3 protein-coding genes are annotated in these 4,488 nt (G+C 70.8%); 1 reads left to right on the top strand and 2 read right to left on the bottom strand.

The features are described 5' to 3' along the window. Window positions 1-28: 28 nt before the first annotated feature. Together ACFU6K_RS32270 and ACFU6K_RS32265 are read right to left on the bottom strand one after the other, a co-directional pair. Window positions 29-682, bottom strand: coding sequence for an MBL fold metallo-hydrolase (locus tag ACFU6K_RS32270; protein ID WP_380669077.1), 654 nt, complete (start codon window positions 680-682; stop codon window positions 29-31). Window positions 683-730: 48 nt separating this feature from the next. Beyond that, window positions 731-1,459 carry a maleylpyruvate isomerase family mycothiol-dependent enzyme gene (locus ACFU6K_RS32265; RefSeq protein ID WP_380669075.1) on the bottom strand — a complete coding sequence of 243 codons (729 nt, stop codon included), beginning with the start codon at window positions 1,457-1,459 and terminating at the stop codon, window positions 731-733. Between the two features lie 279 nt (window positions 1,460-1,738). Here ACFU6K_RS32265 and uvrA point away from each other — a divergent pair. After that, the coding region (uvrA, locus tag ACFU6K_RS32260; RefSeq protein ID WP_380669073.1) for an excinuclease ABC subunit UvrA at window positions 1,739-4,488 on the top strand (2,750 nt) is incomplete at its 3' end.

Genomic DNA, 4,488 nt, shown 5'->3' with positions numbered 1-4,488 from the left:
GGGCCTCGGCCGTGCGGCGGGGGAGGGGCTACCAGCCGCGCTCGCGCCACTCGTCGAGGTGCGGGCGCTCGGCGCCGACGGTGGTGTCGGAGCCGTGGCCGGGGTAGACCCAGGCCTCGTCGGGGAGGACGTCGAAGATCTTCTCGGTGACGTCCCGGTAGAGGGTCCGGAAGGCCTCAGGGTCGCCCCAGGTGTTGCCGACGCCGCCCGGGAAGAGGCAGTCGCCGGTGAAGACGTGCTGGTGGCCCTGCGGGTCGTCGTAGACGAGCACGATGGCGCCCGGGGTGTGGCCGACCAGGTGCCGGACGGTGAGCTCCACCTCGCCGACCCGCAGCGTGTCGCCGTCCGCGAGCAGCAGCTCGGTGGGGACGTCGATGCCCTCGGCGTCGTGCTCACCGGCGGCCGTCCGGGCACCGGTGGTGGCGACCACCTCGGCCAGCGCGCCCCAGTGGTCGTGGTGGCGGTGGGTGGTGACCACCGTTTCGAGGTCGTCCCCGACGGTCTCCAGCAGCACCGGCGCGTCGGCGGCCGCGTCGATCAGGAGCTGTTCGTCGGTGGCCCGGCAGCGCAGCAGGTAGGCGTTGTTGTCGTACGGGCCGACGGCCACCTTGGTGATGATCAGGTGGGCCAGTTCCCGCACGTCCGGCGGTCCGCCGACCTTGACCGCTCCGTGGTACGTCATCCGTCTGCTCCTCGTCGTGTGGATCTCCCTGGCATCATCCTCGCGCCGTCAGCCCATGGGGGGAAGCGGGGGCAGGGCGGTGTCGGGGGTGCGGTGCAGGCCGTCGCCGGCGGAGCGGCCGGAGAGCCAGGCGGTAAGGGCGCGGACGGGGCCCCGGACGATGCGGGCGGGCTCGCCGGTGCCGATCACGGCGCGGTCGTCGGTGTCGTCGGCGACCAGCTCGACGGCGGGCAGGTCGGCCTGCCCGGCCAGGCCCGCGGCGAGCTTGCGGAACTGGGCGACGGCGAAGTCCTCGGGCCAGTCCGCCGGGGTGTGGCCGGCGGCCAGGTCGACGTGGTGGTACTCCAGCTCCAGCAGGCGCTTGTGCGGGATCTGGTGGGCCGGGAAGACGTAGCCGAAGCGGTGCCTGACGGACGCCGCCCAGGCGTCGTCGGTCATCAGCGCGGCGGCGGCCAGGAAGCGCTCGTGGGACTCGCGCAGGTCGGCGAGGTGGACGTCGAGCGGGCGGGGCGCGTCGCGCTCGATGTCCTGGTCGCGGGCCTCGTGGCTGGCGTACTGCGGGACGTCGGTGCCGGTGCGGGCGCCGGTCAGCAGGTTGACCAGGGAGTCGGCGTTGCGGGCGAGGTGGGCCAGCACGTGGCCCTTCGTCCAGCCGGGGAGGGCGGAGGGCTCGGCGACGGCGTCGGGCTTCAGCCCGGCGACGGTGCGCAGCAGGCGCCCGGTGCTCTCCTCGACCTGGCCGAGCCAGGAGTCGGCGGCGGACCTCGGGTCGGTCATCGAATCTGCCTTCCGTGCGGAACGGGGCGTTGCCCGGAGCGGGCTTCGCTCGTTGACCAGGTGACGCTACCGCCGAATCCGGGCCCTGAGCAGGGGGTTTTCGGGTACGCGCACCGTGCGGGTACGGACGGCCCGGGGGGTGGCCTCACTCGTTCGGGTGGTCCCGGCTGGACAAGGTCGATATTCGAACGTCTGAGCTATAGGCTGGCTGCCGCATCCTGGAAGAAGCAGCACATCCCAACGCAAGCCCTCTCGCCCCGGAGAAAGGCGCCAGAAGCAGTGGCCGACCGCCTCATCGTCCGCGGTGCTCGCGAGCACAACCTCAAGAACGTCTCGCTCGACCTGCCCCGCGACTCCCTCATCGTCTTCACGGGCCTCTCCGGCTCCGGCAAGTCCTCGCTCGCCTTCGACACGATCTTCGCCGAGGGCCAGCGCCGCTACGTCGAGTCGCTGTCCTCCTACGCCCGTCAGTTCCTCGGGCAGATGGACAAGCCCGACGTGGACTTCATCGAGGGCCTCTCCCCGGCCGTCTCGATCGACCAGAAGTCCACCAACCGCAACCCCCGTTCGACCGTCGGCACCATCACCGAGGTCTACGACTACCTGCGCCTGCTGTTCGCCCGGATCGGCAAGCCGCACTGTCCGCACTGCGGCCGCCCGATCGCCAAGCAGTCGCCGCAGGCGATCGTGGACAAGGTGCTGGAGCTCGCCGAGGGCACCCGGTTCCAGGTGCTCAGCCCGGTGGTGCGCGAGCGCAAGGGCGAGTTCGTCGACCTCTTCGCCGACCTCCAGTCCAAGGGCTACTCCCGCGCCCGGGTCGACGGCGGGACGATCCAGCTCGCCGAGCCGCCGAAGCTCAAGAAGCAGGAGAAGCACACCATCGAGGTGGTCATCGACCGCCTGACCGTGAAGGACAGCGCCAAGCGGCGGCTCACCGACTCGGTGGAGACGGCCCTGCGGCTGTCCGGCGGCATGGTCGTGCTCGACTTCGTCGACCTCCCCGAGGACGACCCGGAGCGCGAGCGGATGTACTCCGAGCACCTCTACTGCCCGTACGACGACGTGTCGTTCGAGGAGCTGGAGCCGCGCTCGTTCTCCTTCAACTCGCCCTTCGGCGCCTGCCCGGACTGCTCGGGCCTGGGCAACCGGATGGAGGTCGACCCGGAGCTGGTCGTGCCGGACGTCGAGCGCTCGCTGGACGAGGGTGCGATCCACCCGTGGTCGGCCGGGCACGCCAAGGAGTACTTCCAGCGCCTGATCGACGCGCTGGCCGGGGAGCTCGGCTTCCGCACCGACATCCCCTGGGCCGGGCTGCCCGCCCGCGCGAAGAAGGCGCTGCTGTACGGGCACAAGCACCAGGTGGAGGTCCGCTACCGCAACCGCTTCGGCCGCGAGCGCTCGTACAGCACCGGCTTCGAGGGCGCGATCCCGTTCATCCAGCGCCGGCACACCGAGGCGGAGAGCGACAGCAGCCGCGAGCGCTTCGAGGGCTACATGCGCGAGGTGCCCTGCCCGACGTGCCAGGGCACCCGGCTCAAGCCGGTGGTCCTCGCTGTCACCGTCGAGGGCAGGTCGATCGCCGACGTCTCCTCGATGTCGATCAGCGACTGCTCCGAGTTCCTCGGCGCGATGAGGCTCAACGCCCGGGACAAGCAGATCGCCGAGCGGGTCCTCAAGGAGGTCAACGAGCGGCTGCGCTTCCTGGTCGACGTCGGCCTGGACTACCTCTCGCTCGACCGCGCGGCCGGCACCCTGTCCGGCGGCGAGGCCCAGCGCATCCGGCTGGCCACCCAGATCGGCTCCGGCCTGGTCGGCGTGCTGTACGTGCTGGACGAGCCGTCCATCGGCCTGCACCAGCGGGACAACCACCGGCTGATCGAGACGCTGGTGCGGCTGCGCGACATCGGCAACACCCTGATCGTCGTCGAGCACGACGAGGACACCATCAAGACGGCGGACTGGGTGGTCGACATCGGCCCGGGCGCCGGCGAGCACGGCGGCAAGGTGGTGCACTCCGGCTCGCTGAAGCAGCTGCTCACCAACAAGGAGTCGCTGACCGGCCAGTACCTCTCCGGCAAGCGGTCCATCCCGATCCCGGCCACCCGCCGCGAGCGGGACAAGAAGCGCCAGCTGACGGTCCACGGCGCCCGCGAGCACAACCTCAAGGACGTCACGGTCGGTTTCCCGCTCGGCACCTTCACCGCGATCACCGGCGTCTCCGGCTCCGGCAAGTCGACGCTGGTCAACGACATCCTGTACACCCACCTCGCCCGGGAGCTGAACGGCGCCCGCAGCGTGCCCGGCCGGCACACCCGGATCACCGGCACCGACCAGGTGGACAAGGTGGTGCACGTCGACCAGTCGCCGATCGGCCGCACCCCGCGCTCCAACCCGGCCACCTACACCGGGGTGTTCGACCACGTCCGCCGGCTCTTCGCGGAGACGCAGGAGGCCAAGGTCCGCGGCTACCTGCCCGGCCGGTTCTCCTTCAACGTCAAGGGCGGCCGCTGCGAGAACTGCTCGGGCGACGGCACCATCAAGATCGAGATGAACTTCCTGCCGGACGTCTACGTGCCGTGCGAGGTCTGCCACGGCGCCCGGTACAACCGGGAGACGCTGGAGGTCCACTACAAGGGCAAGTCCATCGCCGAGGTGCTGGACATGCCGATCGAGGAGGCGCTGGGCTTCTTCGAGGCCGTCCCGGCGATCGCCCGGCACCTGCGGACGCTCAACGACGTCGGCCTCGGCTACGTCCGGCTCGGCCAGTCGGCGCCCACCCTCTCCGGCGGCGAGGCGCAGCGCGTCAAGCTCGCCTCGGAGCTCCAGAAGCGCTCCACCGGGCGGACGGTCTACGTGCTGGACGAGCCCACCACCGGCCTGCACTTCGAGGACATCAGCAAGCTGATCAAGGTGCTCAGCGGGCTGGTGGAGAAGGGCAACACGGTGATCGTCATCGAGCACAACCTCGATGTGATCAAGACGGCCGACTGGATCGTCGACATGGGCCCCGAGGGCGGCTCCGGCGGCGG

Origin of the sequence: Kitasatospora sp. NPDC057512 (assembly GCF_042802135.1) — a bacterium.
In the GTDB taxonomy this organism is placed as follows: Bacteria; Actinomycetota; Actinomycetes; order Streptomycetales; family Streptomycetaceae; genus Kitasatospora.
Note: the sequence above shows the minus strand (reverse complement) of the source record. Positions and strands in the feature narration are given on the sequence as shown.